The sequence below is a fragment of the Rariglobus hedericola genome (genome assembly GCF_007559335.1).
In the GTDB taxonomy this organism is placed as follows: domain Bacteria; phylum Verrucomicrobiota; class Verrucomicrobiia; order Opitutales; family Opitutaceae; genus Rariglobus; species Rariglobus hedericola.
In genome coordinates, this window is record NZ_VMBG01000001.1 from 2,192,827 (window position 1) to 2,208,851 (window position 16,025).

Genomic DNA, 16,025 nt, shown 5'->3' on the forward strand with positions numbered 1-16,025 from the left:
TTTTGATCCAATGATTAAAAGCCCCTCAGCGTTTTGATTTCAAACGGAGTAAACCGCAGCGTTCCACCCGCCAGGCCCGTCGCGTTTTCCATCAGGTCGCACTCGACCGCCTGCGCATCGGCAAATGTCGTCTCCACCACGCGCTCCGTTACGTTCACCAAGCGCCAGATCCAACCGCGCCCGTCCTCGGCCGGCTTCACCGCCGCCACCTCGATCGCCGCCGCTGCAAATTTTTCTCCAGCCAACGCGCACCCGCCTGCCACCACACGCAGCGGCGTGTTGAACGCCCTCGCCTCCGCCGTAAGCACCGCCGCATCCGCATCGCCCGCATGCGGACGCAACGCATAGCGAAAGACATGGCGTCCGAGATCGCCGTAAACTTTCCCGTCACCGCCCGCGCTCTCGCCGTCATCCGCGTCGCCTTTGCCAATTAACGCCGCGCCGGGATGCGGCACGCTGCGCAGCAACGCCATGTCGATCACGTTCCCTTTCACGCGGAATCCGTGCTTGCAGTCGTTGTAAAGCGCCACGCCGTAATCCGCCTGCGACAAATCCACCCACTGCAACGCCGCGACTTCGATTTGCGCCTTCTCGACCGATGTCTCGTCCCGCGTCGTGCGCCGGATGTGTCCGAAGGGAATCTCATAGCGCGCCTCGTCCGCGGTCACCGCCACCGGGAACCGCACGCGCAACATCATCGCCTTCTCCTGCCAGTCGGCCTCTGTCGCAAACTCCACTTGTTTCGCGCCTGCCAACAACCGCACCGTCTGCCGGATCGTGGACGCGCCATAAGTCCACGTCATCGCGATCTCCGCGCTCGGCCCGTCCACCCGCGCCACGCGTTCACGCAACACCGGACTCTCCACTGCGCGCCGCAGATAGCCACACACATCTTTCTTCGAGAGATCGTTTTCAAAATCCCACGCATCCCCCGTGTCCGCGATAATCACGAAATCGTTGCCCGCTCCGCCGGTCGCCAGCACTTCGCGACGAGCCCGCTTATCCCACATCGACTCGATCCGTCCGTCCTGCGCAAAAATCACGCGCAAATACTCATTCTCCAGCAACCGCTCCGCCGCGATCGGCACCGCGTGCTTCGCGACCGCCAGCCGCGCCGCGCCTAAGCCTGTCACGTCCGCCCAACACCACGCGCCTTCGTGCCTCACCCACTCGCGCCGCGCCCATGACAACGAATTGAACACCGTCATTTCCCCGTGCACGCCCGCGTCCACCAGCGAAGCATAACGTTCAGCCGTCAACGCCTCCAGCTCTGCCAAGATCACTACATAACGCACGTTGCACTCATCATAAACGCGCTTGATCGAAGACCCCGGCAGGATGTCGTGAAACTGGTAAAGCAGCACTTCCTTCCAAAGCCGGTCCAACGCCTCAGCCGGATACACCGCGCCGGTCCGCGTCGTCGCCAGATACGCCGCCCACTCCAGCTCGCGCAGCCCGATCTCCGCCTTGCGATTGTTGCGCTTCACCAGCGCCTGCGTCGTCAGCGTGCCTTGGTGACGCTCCAGATAAAGCTCCCCTTTCCACGTCGCGAATTTGTCCGCATCGCGGCTCCACGCCTCGAAAAACTCCGTCACCGTGCCCTGCCTCACCGCCGGAAGCCCGGGCAATTTCGGCGCGCGTCGCAGCCGCTCCAAGTGTTCCGCATCCGGACCACCGCCGCCGTCACCGATGCCATACACCATCAACGCATGCTTCGACACGTCGCGTTCCACATACTCGTTGGCGATCTTCAGCAACGACCGCGCCGCCGCCGGTCCGTTATACGTTTCCTCCGGCAGCATGTGCGTGAGCAACCGCGTCCCATCGATACCTTCCCAGTGAAACGATTGATGCCCGAACCGGTTCACCGCGTTCCACGACAGCTTCTGCGTCATGAAAAAACGATGCCCGCTCTTCCTCAGGATCTGCGGCAGCTGCCCGTGATAACCAAACACGTCCGGCTGCCAGCAGTAATCCGGCACCACCCCGAACTCGTCTTTGAAAAACTTAGCACCGTGCAACACCTGCCGCACAAACGCCTCGCCCGACGGCATCGAGCAATCCGGCTCGATCCAAAACGTCCCCTGCGGCTCGATCCGCCCCGCGCGCACCGCGTCTTTGATTTTCGAATACAGCTCCGGCTCTCGCTCCTTCATCCACGCAAACAGCTGCGGCTGACTACAGCCAAAGCGATACTCCGGATATTTTTCGAAATTATACAACGCGCTCGCAAACGTCCGCGCCCCCTTCCGCTTCGTCTCACGGATTGGCCACAACCACGCGAGGTCGAGATGCGCATGCCCGATCGCATGCACCTGCATCGCCGGTTTATCTTCATTTTTAAACCACTCTGCCAACCGAGTCCTCGCCGCCGCCACACTCGCGTCATCCACACACTCCCATCCGTCCGCGACCGCCGCCAACTCAACCCCCAACGGCTCGCGCCTCTCATCACCCGCCGGCAACGCCACCCAAAAATCCCTCAGTGTCTCCACATCATAATACAGCTGCCGCACGTCCTCGCGCACGCGCACCAGCTCCGCCAGCACCACGCGACCTTCGTCCTTCACGAAACCGAACAAATCATTGAGACCCGCATCGGCCCAAAGCTCCACGCGACCGCTCGCATCGATCGCCTCCGGCGGCACGCGATAAAGCGTCTTCCCCGGCCCGCCCAGCACCGGATCGAACGTGGATTTGATATTCGTCAGCCCGCGCACCGGCACGCCCGCGCGATCAACGACGCAGAGCTCTCCGTTCACATCGATGCACGCCACCAGTTCGTCAACGGAGCCCGCTCGCGATCCCGCCGGCAGCTGCGCCGTGAACCGCATCCACGCGCAATCAAACAGCTGTCCCGCCCACGGTTTCCCCATCGCCACCTCGGCACGTTCGCCCCGTTCCCGTTCCGCGAAGGGCACCGGTTCCGCGGTGAGCCAGCGCGTGATCGCAAGCGGAGCCACCGCGATAAACTGCGCCTCACGCACACGCTCGACCAAGGCATCAATCACACTCTGGGCATCCGGACCGGCGGCAGGGCTAAGGGGCATCGTAAAATAAAGTCCCCACTCAATCATCTGCCACGGCACTACGACAAAGTGTTCGTCATTTAACCGATTAAACACCTCCATGCTCCGCAAATGGCCGGACGCACCAACATGAGGCAAATCGCAACCGCCGCGGGCGTTTCCGTCGCCACGGTTAGCATGGCTTTGCGCAACTCCGAAAAGATCACGCCCGAAACCCGCGAAAAGGTCCGCGCCGCCGCCGCGCAACTCAACTACCGTCCCGACCCGCTCATCGCCGCTCTCTCCGGCCGCCGTCGCGAACAGAGCCCCGCGAGCATCGATATCATCGCTTACATCACCGCGTATCCGACCAAGGAGGGCTGGCGCGAGAACCGGTTCTCCCCCGCCGCCTACGAGGGCGCCTGCGCCCGCGCCTCCCAGCGCGGCTACCGCATCGAACACTTCTGGTTGCGCGACGCCCACATGACCACGCGTCGGCTCACCCATATTCTCCGTTCGCGTGGGATCCTCGGCGTATGCCTCGCGCCGTTTCCCGACGTCGTCCCTCAGTTCCAGTTTCCGTGGGACGAATTCTGCTGCGCGGCCATCGGCTACACCATGCGCCGGCCCGCGATTCATCGCGCCTGTCCCCACCAATTTCAGGGTATGCAGCTCGCGCTTTCCACCCTGCGGCTTCGCGGCTATAAACGCATCGGCGTCGCCCTCGGAAAACGCGTCAGCAAAATCGTTGCCCACAACTGGATCGCCGCCGTCTTGATGCACCAATATGAGCACGGCCGCTCCTCCGCGACCTGCCTCATCTACGAGGAGTCCGACCGCGTGGAACTCACCGGCTGGATGCGCGACAACAAGCCCGACGCGATGATCGTTTCCGACATCGCTCTTCTCGAATGGTTTTCCGATCTCGGCATCAGCATTCCCAGCGACCTCGCGGTCGTTCCGCTCGAACGCTATCCCGGCTACGCCTGTCTGGATCAAAAGCCCCACATGGTCGGCGCCGCCGCCATCGACATGATCATCGGCATGATCCAGCGCAATGAAACCGGCCTCCCTTCCGACCCCAAGACCGTCATGGTCGAAGGCTCTTGGACGGAGGGTCCTTCCGTCAAACCCGTCGCCTGATTCCCATGGCCCGGCCCGAAAAAACCTCCGGTTCACTCGACAAGGCCAACTACGAGTTGCTCGCTGAATTTCGCTACACGTTGCGCAAGTTTCTCGGCTTCAGCGAGGCCGCCGCCATCAGTCGCGGAGTCACCGCTCAGCAATACCAGGCGCTCCTCGCCATCGAGGGTTTTCCCGGCCGCGATTGGGTCACCATCGGCGAACTCGCAGAACAACTGCGCGTCGCTCACCACAGCGCGGTCGGCCTCGTTAATCGTATGGAAACACTCAAGCTGGTCCGTCGTTCCAAATCGCCCGACGACGCCCGCTGCGTTCACGTCACCCTCGCACCCAAGGGCCGCACCACTCTCGGAAAACTCTACCTGGCCCATCGCGCGGAACTGAAAACCATCGGCCCCAAGCTGGTGGGTTTGCTTCAAAAAGCGTCTTCGGATGCCGGCCCGCCTATGGACGCGATGACGGCAACGTTCGCCAGTCCCGCCTGTTCGATGCCCGAAATCGACGACTGATTCTCCTACTTGCTGAAGGCCATGCCTGCCGGGATAATATATCGTATTACGATAAATAACTGGAAACCGTCACATGAAAATGCTTCATTGCCAGGCTTCCCATGTCACCGGTCTTCAGGAAATCCCAGATAGCCATTGCCACCGGCGGCGCGATGTTAGCCGTGTCTGCGCTCGCCTACATCGCCATGACCACGCAGGGGCTCATGTTGCTGGGCTCGTTTGGCGCTTCCGCGCTACTGTTGTTCGCCTTGCCTGAAGCGCCGCTTTCCCAACCGCGCTCGGTGATCGGCGGACACCTCTCCGCGTCCTTGATCGCCTTTGGATGCCTCATATTGTTCGGCCCGCAATGGTGGGCGGTCGGCGTCGCCACCGGTCTCGGCGTCGGCTTCATGATGCTCACGCGCACTGTGCATCCACCCGCAGGATCGAACGCGATCATCGTGTTTCTCGCCAAGCCCACGTGCGTTTTCCTGGTTTCATCAACCCTCGCCGGCACCGTCCTCCTCGTGGTCATCGCGGTCGTTTATCATCGCACCACACGGCGTCACAAATACCCGCTCTACTGGCGTGCCGTTCCGCAACCTGCCACCACCTGATAACGCAATGAGTTTCGACACCGCAGGCCCATCCGCAGCCCGCACCGCCACTTCACCTCGCACACGACTGATCCTGCTCGCCGCACTCGCGCTGCCCCTTGCCGGCCTGGCCACACTCGCCGCGCATGCGTTGCACACGTTAATCGCGTTGATCACACAGCTGGCATTTTACGGCCGGTTTTCCACTGCGTGGGTATCGCCCGAAGCACACACCCGCGGCGCCTGGGTGATTCTTATTCCCGCAGTCGGCGGCGGCTTGATCGCACTCATGGCGCGCTACGGATCAAAAGGCATTATCGGTCACGGCATTCCCGAGGTCATGCAACAGGTGCTCGCCAATCGCAGTCGCATCGGCCCCCGCGTCGCGTTGCTCAAACCGGTTTCGTCCGCGATCTCCATCGGCACCGGCGGACCTTATGGCGCGGAGGGTCCGGTCATCGCGACGGGAGGCGCGCTCGGTTCGCTCATCGGCCAGGCTCTCACCATGACGGCGAGCGAACGCAAAGTGCTGCTCGCCGCGGGCGCGGCAGCCGCCATGACCGCGATCTTTGGAAGTCCGGTTGCCGCCACTTTGCTGGCGGTCGAGTTGCTGCTGTTCGAGTTCCGCGCGCGTTCGGTCATCCCCGTCGCGATCGCCGCAGCCTGTGCGCAGGCGTTACGTTTTGTGTGGGGAGAACACGCGGCGTTGTTTCACCTCGCGGTGCCCGACAACCTGCATGCCCCCGCGTCCGCCGTCGTCGTGTTTGCAATCATCGGGATGGTTGCCGGCGTGCTCGCCGTCGCCACCAACCACGCGGTGCACAAGGTCGAGGCCGGCTTCGCCCGCCTGCCAATCCACTGGATGTGGTGCCCGGTCATCGGCGGATTCTTCGTGGGCTTGGTCGGTTGGTTCGAGCCGCGGGTTTTCGGCGCGGGTTACTCCGTAATCGGTTCGCTGCTGGAGGGGAATTTCCCACTGGCCGTCGTCGGCTTGGTGTGCGGGCTCAAGTTGCTGGTGTGGATCGTCTCACTCGGTAGCGGCACTTCCGGCGGCACACTCGCACCGATGCTCGTCGCTGGCGGCGGGCTCGGCACCTTGGTGGCTGCGGCCTGTGCCGGACTGCCGATGGCGACGATTTCACCAGGCTTGGCGGCGCTCGCCGGCATGGTCGCTTTTTTTGCGGGCGGCTCGCGGGCATTTTTCGCCTCGATCGTGCTCGGCGTCGAAATCACGCAACAAGCCGGCGTGCTCTGGCCGGTGGCCACCGCCGCAACCGCATCGCTGGCGGTCGCGCACTTGTTGTCCTCACGCTCACTCATGTCCAGTCCGGTGGAGCAACGCGGAGTCCGCGTGCCCATGGATTTTGATACCGATGTGTTTGCGCATGTCACCGTGGAGCAAGTCATGGAAACCACACCGCATACGATTTCGACGCGCATGAAAGTCTCCGAGTTGGCGGATCGCGTGGGCGCGCACGATCCCGAGGTCTGCCACCACACTGCGCTGCTAGTAACCGATGACACTGGGGAACTCGCCGGCATCATCACACGCCGGGATCTACTCAACGCGGTGGCGCAGGGCGCCGCCCAGGAAGAGGTCGGCAACGTGATGACCACTCCGGTGCTTTGCGCCTACCCTGATGAATCCCTTCATGAAGCGGTGGAGCGTATGCAACTGCACGACATCGGCCGGCTCCCGGTGGTCGAACGCGACAACCCGAAAAAATTAATCGGTTATCTGGGACGCGCCGCAGCCCTCTCCGCCCGCAGGTCTCGTTGGTCCGAAAACCACGAACAGGAAGCCGGCTGGTTCAGCCGCCGTCTGCGTTCTTGAACTACCAAGAAAACTGGTAGGGCCACTGGGATTTGAACCCAGAACCAAGGGATTATGAGTCCCCTGCTCTAACCATTGAGCTATAGCCCCGACTGTTGCGCCGCCGGCCGGACAGCCGGTGCACTCCAACGAGAAACAGGGTCGCGGGGCGGACGTAAAGCCCGCATGTTGTCCGCTTACTTTTCCGACTCGCCGTCGAACCGTTGCGGACGGCTCGGCTCATGCGCCGCCACATTCAGGCGGATCGATTCCAGGTTCTCCCGCACCAGGTCACCCATCGACTCGCAGGCCAGGTAGGCGTCGCGCCGTCCATAGTTCTCCGCCAGCGCGGCGCGCAATTCATGGACGTTCTCTTGCGGCGCGATCCGGTCTTCCGACATCACATTGAGCAGCAGGCGCAGACGCCCTTCGCTCAAGATCGCTCGCTGCAGAATGAGCACCTGTTCCTCGCGCTGATACTGCTCCGCCGTTTCGAGTCGCAGCTGTTTGACGCAAAACATCGCCAGCGGCTGGTTGCCTTTGAAAAACTGGGGACGGTAAAGATTCATGCGCCCCTCATAGCTCTGCTGGTCAAAATCCATCGAACGGATACGCACCTGCGCTCCTTCAAAATCCGGGGTGATCACCACGACGAAGTTGTAGCTGCGCATGTCGCCCAGCAGCCGCACGAAGCAGCGTTCGTTAAACTTGACCAGTTCCTTCGCGAGACGGATCGGGCTGATCTCGGGACTGCCCAGCCAGCGGTCGATGAACTCGTTGCCCGGAATGCCGGCGATGTGCTCCTCGACGAGCGTGTTGCCATGCGTGAGGTAATTAAGGCGGTTGGGAGAAAGCAGATGCTCCAGCTCCAGCCCGTAAACGCGCGAGGCGTCACCCCGCTTGATGTAGAAATAGTCGGGATTGTCGTTATACGCATTCACAATCCGGATACGAAACGGCGCCGAGTTTCCGAAGGCGCAATAATCGATGCGGTCGATGTAGAGATGCATCATCACCGACAAATCGCCGTCCACCCGGATGTGCGCATAGACGCGTTTCAGATCCTCCTGCAGCGACTCCATCTCGATCGGATCGTAGAAGACATTCTCCCAAAGCGTGGGCTTGCCCTTGGCATCCGAGAGCGGGACGGAATCCACAAAATGCCGCAACCGCTCGTAGGTCACCGGCAGTTCTCGCTCGCGCCGGTAACGGCGCAGGTAAGCGCGCAACCCTTCGCTGATCGGGTAGCTGGGCTTTTTTTGCTGCGGACGCGCGGACGTGGGCGACGTGTCTTCCATTTCAGGCGCACCGTGCGGCCAGATCACCGGCGTGGCAACGACGGAGGCGGCCCCCGGCCAACCCCTAGGATCGCCGGCGGATTGCAAAAAAACGTCAAATAGCCGGCCCTTCCGCTTTCGCCTCGTGTCGATTTTAAAGGCGCGGCAACGTTTGCGTGAAATTCTATATGCTACTGTTCGCCGCCACTGCGCTGGAGAAAATGCACGCCGTCCCGACCAAGGTCTGGATCAACATCGGCCTCGCGGTCCTCATCCTGATCGCGACCATCATCCTCATCCGCAAAGCGGCCGAGATGAACAAGGTGCTGCTCAGCGTCATCGTTTTCGTGGTGGTGACCGTCGTGGGCTTCAACTGGGTTTACTCGCGCAACGAGCCCAAATTCCTGACCCCGTTGGTTGAAAAAATCGCCCCGTTCTTCCCCTCGGCCAGCAAGCAGGCCGCCAAGGAGAAAAACGCCATTCCCCAGTAAAGTTCGGCGGCTTTTCGGACCGCCAAAACAGGCCGGTAATCGCGGTCCTGCGCTACAAATCCCCAGCCAAGCCCCGCATGAGTCGGGTTTGTGCTGATAATGAACGCATCTCGCCAAAATTGAGATTGGTCTTTGAGCGGCTATGGGTCAGTGCTTTTCCTTTTCACACTATGCCCAAGACGCACTCCGACATCGGACTCATCGGCCTCGCCGTGATGGGTCAGAACCTCGCCCTCAACATCGCCGACCACGGCTTCCAGATCTCGGTTTATAACCGCACGGTCGAGAAGACGGACAAGTTCGTTGCCGAAAACCCGAACACCCCCGGCGGTCTCATCGGTTCCAAGACCCTCGAGGAGTTCGCCCAGTCCCTCTCCAAACCCCGCAAGGCGATCATCCTCGTCCAAGCCGGCAAGGCCACCGACGCCGTGATCGACGGCCTCACCGCCGTGTTCGAGCCCGGTGACATCATCATCGACGGCGGCAACGCCCTCTGGACCGACACCATCCGCCGCGAAAAAGCCCTTAAGGAAAAAGGCTTCCGCTTCATCGGTTCCGGCGTGTCCGGCGGTGAAGAAGGCGCGCGTTTCGGCCCGTCCCTCATGCCCGGTGGCGACAAAGCCGCCTTCAAGGAAATCGAGCCCATCTGGAAGGCCATCTCCGCCAAGGTCGATAAGAAGACCGGCAAGCCCATCATGGGCGCCACCCCCGGCAAGCCCGTCAAGGGCGGCGTTCCCTGCACCACCTACATCGGCGAAAACGGCGCGGGCCACTACGTCAAGATGGTCCACAACGGCATCGAGTATGGCGACATGCAGATGATCTGTGAGGCCTACTCCCTCATGCAGGGTCTCCTCGGCCTCAAGCCCGCCGAGATGGGTGATATTTTCTCCACCTGGAACAAGGGCGCCCTCGACAGCTTCCTGATCGAAATCACCGCCGACATCCTCAAGCAAAAGGACCCGATCACGAAGAAGCCCTTCGTTGACATCGTCCTCGATACCGCCGGCCAAAAAGGCACCGGCAAATGGACTTCCGTCAACGCCCTCGACATGGGCGTTCCCGCCCCGACCGTCGCCGAGTCCGTCTTCGCCCGCTGCTTGTCCGCCATCAAGGAAGAGCGCGTCGCCGCCTCCAAGGTTCTCAAGGGCCCGAAGATCAAGAAGGTCTCCCCCGCCAAGAAGAAGGAGCTCATCAAAGCCATCCACGACGCCCTCTACTGCTCGAAGATCTGCTCGTATGCCCAAGGCTTCCAGCTCATGCGCACCGCTCAGGGCGAATACGGCTGGAAACTCAACTTCGGCCAGATCGCCCAGATCTTCCGCGGTGGTTGCATCATCCGCGCCGCCTTCCTCCAGAAGATCACCGAGGCCTACGCCCGTGACCCGAAGCTCGCGAATCTCCTCCTCGACGGCTACTTCAACAAGACCATCCAGAAGGCCCAGACCAACTGGCGCAAAGTCATCAGCCTCGCGGTTGAAAACGGCATCAGCATCCCGACCTTCTCGTCGGCCCTGAGCTATTACGACGGTTACCGTTCGGCCCGTTTGCCGGCCAACTTGCTCCAGGCCCAGCGCGACTACTTCGGCGCCCACACCTACGAGCGCACCGACAAACCCCGCGGCAAGTTCTTCCACATCGACTGGCCCGAGGCCACCCGTCCGCAGCTCGAAGCCTAAGCTTCGAACGTAGCGGAACGACAGCGTCGTTTCGTCCTCGCCTCCTTCAAGGCGCGACCTTCACCGGTCGCGCCTTTTTTCTGTCTGCGTTTTCGAGCCCGGGATAATCGCGGGTTAAACCCCATGGCTATTCGGGAGGAACAGGTATTTGATAGCGCGACGCCATTTCACCCAACGAGGGGATCTGCGTCGGGAAGCCGCCCGCCTCGGGCCACTCGATGAACGCCACCCAACACCTTCCGAAAAATCTCCGCACCGGACTGCCCGCCCGTTACCTCAAAGAACTGCGCGCTCACCTCGGCAAAAAAACGGCTGCCAACGGCGACCGCGCTCAGGGTCTCGGACGCGTGGCGTTGACCGAAGGTGCCGACGCGCTCGCGCTCGCCCGAATCCATGCCCAGTCCATGGCCGCCCTCGCGCCTTCGTTCGGGTTTTCCAGCCAGCGCAAAGACTTGATCGCCCGCGCCGGTTTCTTCTTCACCGAAGCGCTCGTGCCGGTCGAAGCCGCCCAGCGCGCCACGCGAAAAACCAACCGGCTCCTGCTCGAGCGCAACGAAACCCTCCGGCTCCACACCGCTGCCTTGGCCAAGGGCAATCGCCAGCTGGAGCGCGAGATCAAACGTCGCAAAGCCGGCGAGCTCTTCATCATCAAAGGTCGCCAGCAGTATCAGACGCTCTTCCGCGAATCGCTGGTGATGCAAAGAAAGCTGCGCCAGCTGACCCGCCAGATCATCTCCGCCCAAGAGGAGGAACGAAAAGAGATCAGCCGCGAACTGCATGACGAAGTCGTCCAGACCTTGGTCGGCATCAACGTTCATCTGTCCACCTTGGGGCGCAGCGCCTCTGACGGAATCGGAAGCCTCAAGGCCAAGATCGTCCGCACCCAGCGCCTCGTCGAAACGTCCGTCAACGCCGTGCACCGCTTCGCCCGCGAACTAAGGCCCGCCGTGCTCGACGACCTCGGCCTGATTCCCGCGCTTCTCGCATACAGCAAGAGTCTCGCTGCCCGCAAAAAAATCAAAATCAAGCTGACCGCTTTTGCGGGCGTTGAAACGCTCGGCAACAACCGTCGCACCGTGCTGTTTCGCGTCGCGCAGGAAGCGCTGACCAACGTCATTCGCCACGCCCAGGCCACACAGGTGACAATCACCCTCACGCACATTCCCGGCGCCATCCGCATGGAGATCGCCGACAACGGGAAATCCTTCGCGGTGGAGCCGGTCCTCAAAGGTCGCACCAAGCGTCTCGGCCTGATCGGCATGCGCGAGCGCATCGAGATGATCGGCGGCAAGCTCGCGATCGAATCCACTCCCCACGTCGGCACCACGGTCAGCGCCGAGATCCCCTTCAACCCTCACGCCAAATAAAATGAAATCGCTGATCACCATCTTGCTGGCGGACGACCACGTCATCGTGCGGCAAGGGCTGTGCGGACTGCTCAAAGCTGACGATAGTTTCAAGATTCTCGCCGAAGCCCGCAACGGTCGCGAGGCCGTGCAAATGGCGGCCGCGCTCAACCCCGACGTGATCGTGATGGATATCGCGATGCCCATCCTCAACGGCCTCGAAGCCACGCGGCAGATCCTCGCCGCCAATCCAGCCGCGAAGGTGATCATCCTTTCCGCCCACAGCGACGAGGCTTACATCGAGCGCATGAGCACGGCGGGCGTAGTTGGTTTTCTCGAGAAACAGACGTCCGCCGAGATCTTCACCAAGGCGATCAAGGAGGTCGCAAAGGGCCGGACCTTTTTCAGCCCGTCGATCACCCGGCGAATGGCTATCACCGCTAACGCGCTTCGTGATCGCGACGGGCTTTTAAAAACGAACCCTTCGCGACTGACCTCACGCGAGTGCGAAGTGCTGCAACTCGTGGCCGAAGGCGCCGCCAACAAACAGATCGCGGCCACTCTGGGTATCAGCATCAAGACGGTTGAAAAACACCGCCAGAACCTGATGGAAAAACTCGGGATTCATCACACGGCGGGCCTTACGCGTTACGCCATTTCCACGGGCGTGATCGAGAGCAGCGTCCAGTTGACGATCATCTGAACATCGTTGCCCACGCCTGCCGGATTCCGTCCATCGCACCCGGAGAAACCCCGTAGGGTTAGTCCGTATATCTGCTGGCATCGCGTTCGCGTAGGGTCAGGGGAGCTTATGAAATCCAACCTCCTTCTCCCGGCATCGATGGCGGCCTTTGCCATTTTCCTGCTGGGTGCCGCAACTGTATCCGCACAATCCATTCTGCTCAGCGCAGAGGATTTCGTTTTGCTCGGCGGAACATCGGTTTCGGTCGCTGGCGCCGGCCCCAACACCTATTCGAATGGGGACGTCGGCTCGATGGGCTCCATCTCCGGGTTCCCTCCTGCGACCGTCGTGAACGGCTCGACCATCCTCGGTGGCGCGGTGGTTGCCCAGGCCATGCTCGATCTCGGCACCGCCCGCACCGGTCTCAGCGCCTTGGCGACCACCTCCAATCTCACCGGTCAGGACTTGTCCGGCATGACGCTCGCCCCCGGCGTGTATGCGTTCAATGTCTCGGCCGAAATCAGCCTGGCCGGAACGCGTATCCTCACTCTGGATGCGCAAGGTCAGAACAACGTCGTGTGGGTTTTTAATATCGGCACTTCGCTGACTACCGCGGCCGGCGCGCAAATCCGGTTCGTCAACCTCGGATCCAATGGCGGCGCCGACAACGGTCTGTTCTGGAACGCCGGCACGACCATCACCTTCGGCGCGGACAACACGGTGCTCGGCAATTATCTCGCCGGCACCGACATCATCTTTGGCACCACCACGCCTTCCACCGGCAGCGGCGGCGGTCGCGCCCTCGCCCAAGCCGGCGTCTCCTTCGACGGCGCAGCCTCGCTCGACGCCCTCGGCGGTCCCGGCGGCGGCACGCTCACCGGTGGCCTCACGCTCAACGGCGGCATCGTCACCGCGAACGGCTACGTCCTGCTGAGCAGCGATGGCGCTTACATACCGGGCACCTCCGGCCTCGTGCTGATTCCCGGCACCAACTACAACACCACCAATGTCACGGTCGACGGCGACAGTTCGGATGCCTTGGCCACTCCCGCCACCTTCACGGTTTTCCAGACCATCGCGAAATTGACCGGCACCAACACCTACACCGGCGGCACGATCATCGATGCCGGCCAGCTGACCACCGGAAGCGAAAATCTTCCCGTCAACGGCAACGTGTCCTTCATCGACAGCGCCAACACCGGTGCCGCCGGTGAATTGATTTTCGATCAAGCGACGAATGGCACTTACGGCGGCGTGATCTCCGGCGGCGGCGACGTTACCAAAGAAGGCCTCGGTGATCTCACCTTCACCGCCCTGCAAACCTACACCGGCACCACCACGGTCAACGAAGGCAAGCTCATCGCGAGCCTCGCGCTCCTTCCCGCCAACGGTGACATCACTTTGGGTGCCGCCGGCACGCTGGTTCTGGACGAAGCCTCCAACGTTATTTTGAACAATGCCCTCAGCGGCACGGGCACACTTGAAAAGCAAGGCGCCGGCGCCTTGGTCATCGCCAACGCCACCACCGTGGCCGTCGACATTCAGAACGGCTCACTTTTCCTCGTGAACAACGTCGGCTCCACGACGGTCGGCACCGGCACGTTCCTGCGCGGCGAAGGCACCATCAACGGCAATCTCCTCAACAACGGCACCGTCAGCGCCGGCTCCTCGCCCGGAACGATCATCGTCGCCGGCAACTTCATGCAAGGCCCGGCCGGCACGCTCGTCGTCGAGTTCGCCTCGTCCACCTCGTTTGATCGCCTGATCGTCAGCGGCACCGCCGACCTCGACGGCACCTTGGAGCTCGTGACCCTCAACGGCTTCAATCCCGTCGGTGAGTCCTTCACCATCATCACCGCCACGGGCGGCGTGAACGGCACCTTCCCCACCGTCATCGCTCCCGCCACTCCGGCCGCGATCACGCGCACCGTCAACTACGGCACCAACGACGTGACCGTCACCTACACACAGATCCCGTTCTCCACGTTCGCCGAAACCCCGAACCAAGGTGCCGTCGGCGACGGTGCGCTCAACAACCCCGCGATCACCGATGTGCTCAACACACTCGCGCTCCCCGGCCAGTTTCCCGCCGCCTTGAACGCCCTCTCGCCACAAGGCTATCAGGTATGGTCCGACATCGCGTTCGCGCATACCGCCTCGCTCGCCAGTCGTCTCGCCCACCAGCCGCCCGCCACGCCGGGCCGTGACAACTTCTACTTCGAGGCCGGACAAAGCCGCGGACGCACCTCCGGCGACGCCAACGTCGGCTCCAACCGGTTCAACAGTGATTCCGGCCTCGTCGGCGGAAACACCTTCGTGACGCCAGACCTCACCCTCGGCGGCTTTTTTGAATACACCGACACCGACTCCGGCCTCGGTTCCTTCGGCAGCACGACCAATATCAAAACCAAGATGCCCGGCATTCGTGCCGCCTGGAAAAAAGACGCCTGGTTCGTCACCGCCGCCGCCGCGTATGGTTTCGATGACTACGAGTCCACCCGCCAGATCAACTTCAGCGGCACCTCCGCCACCGCGCGCTCCGACACGACCGGACGCCAATGGCTGGTCGATATCATCGCCGGACGTCATTTCCTGACCGGTCCGGTCTCGCTCTCACCGTTCGCCGGTTTGCAAGTTGCCGGATGGAAAACCGAAGGCTTCACCGAAACCGGTGCCGGCGCGTTCAACAACACGGTGGGCGATCAATCCGCCCGCTCGTTGCGCACGCAGCTCGGCCTCGAAGCCGCGATCGCGTTCAACGCGGGCAACGTCGTGATCCGCCCGCACGCCCGCGGCGCCTGGGTTCACGAGCTCTCCAACGACAGCCGCTCCATCGACGCCTCGTTTGGCGGCTCGAACTACTCCGTGCAAACCCACTCCCCGCAGCGTGACAGCGCCCGCCTGAGCGCCGGTTTCGATGTGGCGTTCACCCCGCGCGTCGCGCTTTACGCCGACTATTCGATCCAGACCGGCAACACGGTCGAGATCCTCGGAGAATGGCGCGGCGGCTTGTCCGTGTCGTTCTAAAACAACCCGTTCCTCTAAGGCCGCGCTCCCTTCCGGAGCGCGGCTTTTTGTTGGCCGGAAATCAGGACGTGATTATCCGTGATTACACCCATGCCTTCCACCCGCCTCAAAACCATCGCCCGCTGGGTGCTCGCGCTCTTCTTCATCGTTGCGGGGCTAAATCACTTTCGCACGCCCGACATCTATCTCGCCATGATGCCGGCGGAGATGCCGTTCAAGGAAGCCGCCAACCAGATCTCGGGCATCGCGGAAATTCTCGGCGGTATCGGTTTGCTGATTCCCTGCCTGCGCCGCGCCGCCGCCTGGGGACTCATCGCACTGCTGATCGCGGTGTTCCCCGCCAATGTGAATGTCGCGCTCCAAGGCCACATGACCGGACTCGATGCGCCCGCTTGGGTGCTCTGGCTGCGCCTGCCGTTTCAGGCCCTCTTCATCGCGTGGACGTGGTGGGTCGGCCTCAAACGCGCACGGTAGC

Annotated in this window: 12 protein-coding genes and 1 tRNA gene; 10 read left to right on the top strand and 3 right to left on the bottom strand. The window is 62.1% G+C overall.

From position 1 onward, the window contains the following. Positions 1-14: 14 nt before the first annotated feature. The gene (locus FPL22_RS09555; RefSeq protein ID WP_238991360.1) at positions 15-3,050 is read right to left on the bottom strand and encodes an alpha-mannosidase; all 3,036 of its coding nucleotides are present in this window, start codon (positions 3,048-3,050) and stop codon (positions 15-17) included. 108 nt (positions 3,051-3,158) lie between these two features. On the opposite strand from FPL22_RS09555, the gene FPL22_RS09560 reads away from it, so the two are divergent. The 4 genes from FPL22_RS09560 to FPL22_RS09575 all read left to right on the top strand — a co-directional run bounded on the left by FPL22_RS09560 (position 3,159) and on the right by FPL22_RS09575 (position 7,069). Continuing rightward, on the top strand, positions 3,159-4,151 hold the full coding sequence (locus tag FPL22_RS09560; protein WP_238991361.1) for a LacI family DNA-binding transcriptional regulator: 993 nt from the start codon (positions 3,159-3,161) through the stop codon (positions 4,149-4,151). A 5-nt stretch (positions 4,152-4,156) separates the two neighbouring features. Beyond that, a complete protein-coding gene (locus FPL22_RS09565) occupies positions 4,157-4,660 on the top strand; it encodes a MarR family winged helix-turn-helix transcriptional regulator (protein WP_144230055.1) in 504 nt (167 codons plus the stop codon). 101 nt (positions 4,661-4,761) lie between these two features. Continuing rightward, positions 4,762-5,256: an HPP family protein gene (locus FPL22_RS09570; protein WP_144230056.1), complete on the top strand. Its 495-nt coding sequence runs from the start codon at positions 4,762-4,764 to the stop codon at positions 5,254-5,256. Between the two features lie 7 nt (positions 5,257-5,263). Further along, a complete protein-coding gene (locus tag FPL22_RS09575; RefSeq protein ID WP_144230057.1) occupies positions 5,264-7,069 on the top strand; it encodes a chloride channel protein in 1,806 nt (601 codons plus the stop codon). Between the two features lie 14 nt (positions 7,070-7,083). Here FPL22_RS09575 and FPL22_RS09580 read toward each other — a convergent pair. Both FPL22_RS09580 and FPL22_RS09585 read right to left on the bottom strand, forming a co-directional pair. Then, positions 7,084-7,159, bottom strand: a tRNA-Ile gene (locus FPL22_RS09580). Positions 7,160-7,245: 86 nt separating this feature from the next. Continuing rightward, positions 7,246-8,346, bottom strand: a complete 1,101-nt coding sequence (locus tag FPL22_RS09585) for a hypothetical protein (protein WP_144230300.1) — start codon at positions 8,344-8,346, stop codon at positions 7,246-7,248. Between the two features lie 167 nt (positions 8,347-8,513). On the opposite strand from FPL22_RS09585, the gene FPL22_RS09590 reads away from it, so the two are divergent. The 6 genes from FPL22_RS09590 (at position 8,514) to FPL22_RS09615 (ending at position 16,024) form a co-directional block, all read left to right on the top strand. Beyond that, positions 8,514-8,816 carry a hypothetical protein gene (locus FPL22_RS09590; protein WP_144230058.1) on the top strand — a complete coding sequence of 101 codons (303 nt, stop codon included), beginning with the start codon at positions 8,514-8,516 and terminating at the stop codon, positions 8,814-8,816. 170 nt (positions 8,817-8,986) lie between these two features. Further along, a complete protein-coding gene (gene gndA, locus FPL22_RS09595) occupies positions 8,987-10,495 on the top strand; it encodes an NADP-dependent phosphogluconate dehydrogenase (RefSeq protein ID WP_144230059.1) in 1,509 nt (502 codons plus the stop codon). Between the two features lie 218 nt (positions 10,496-10,713). Then, positions 10,714-11,862 carry an ATP-binding protein gene (locus FPL22_RS09600; RefSeq protein ID WP_144230060.1) on the top strand — a complete coding sequence of 383 codons (1,149 nt, stop codon included), beginning with the start codon at positions 10,714-10,716 and terminating at the stop codon, positions 11,860-11,862. A 1-nt stretch (position 11,863) separates the two neighbouring features. Continuing rightward, positions 11,864-12,544, top strand: coding sequence for a response regulator (locus FPL22_RS09605; protein WP_144230061.1), 681 nt, complete (start codon positions 11,864-11,866; stop codon positions 12,542-12,544). A 108-nt stretch (positions 12,545-12,652) separates the two neighbouring features. After that, on the top strand, positions 12,653-15,550 hold the full coding sequence (locus FPL22_RS09610) for an autotransporter family protein (protein WP_144230062.1): 2,898 nt from the start codon (positions 12,653-12,655) through the stop codon (positions 15,548-15,550). A gap of 90 nt (positions 15,551-15,640) precedes the next feature. Continuing rightward, positions 15,641-16,024 carry a DoxX family protein gene (locus tag FPL22_RS09615; RefSeq protein WP_144230063.1) on the top strand — a complete coding sequence of 128 codons (384 nt, stop codon included), beginning with the start codon at positions 15,641-15,643 and terminating at the stop codon, positions 16,022-16,024. The last annotated feature ends 1 nt before the right edge of the window (position 16,025 follow it).